A 554-nucleotide genomic window follows, 5' to 3' on the forward strand; every position below is an offset into this window, starting at 1 on the left:
GGTTCATATCACCTTACCGTCGCTTTACGCAGATTAGCACGTCCTTCATCGCCTCTGACTGCCTGGGCATCCACCGTGTACGCTTAGTCGCTTAACCTCACAACCCACAGGCGTTTTACAACGCTTGTAAGTCACGAGCATTTGAGAGACTCGAACGCATCGTGCTTTTCATTCTTATTACGGAGAATGAAAACGACGCGTCGTTTCAATTTTCAGCTTGTTCCGGATTGTTAAAGAGCAATATCTTAAACACGACTCGTAAGTCATCTTTAAGATATGTGGGTAACATCTTTCACCTGTTACCAAGCTTTGGCGTCCCCTAGGGGATTCGAACCCCTGTTACCGCCGTGAAAGGGCGGTGTCCTGGGCCTCTAGACGAAGGGGACAATTAAGTCTGTCTTCGAAAGACACTTTGCTCGTTATTTTCTATCAGACAATCTGTGTGGGCACTGCGCGGGAAGGTATCTTCAGGTAAGGAGGTGATCCAACCGCAGGTTCCCCTACGGTTACCTTGTTACGACTTCACCCCAGTCATGAATCACAAAGTGGTAAGC

Annotated in this window: 1 tRNA gene and 2 rRNA genes; all 3 read right to left on the minus strand. The window is 48.2% G+C overall.

From position 1 onward, the window contains the following. Window positions 1–97 (minus strand): 23S ribosomal RNA (locus tag HZZ01_RS20685); the annotation flags it as partial. Between the two features lie 213 nt (window positions 98–310). Beyond that, window positions 311–386: transfer RNA gene (locus HZZ01_RS20690), tRNA-Glu, on the minus strand. A gap of 86 nt (window positions 387–472) precedes the next feature. Beyond that, window positions 473–554: ribosomal RNA gene (locus HZZ01_RS20695) — 16S ribosomal RNA — on the minus strand; the annotation flags it as partial.

This window comes from Pantoea sp. WMus005 (assembly GCF_013415305.1).
In the GTDB taxonomy this organism is placed as follows: Bacteria; Pseudomonadota; Gammaproteobacteria; order Enterobacterales; family Enterobacteriaceae; genus Pantoea; species Pantoea rara.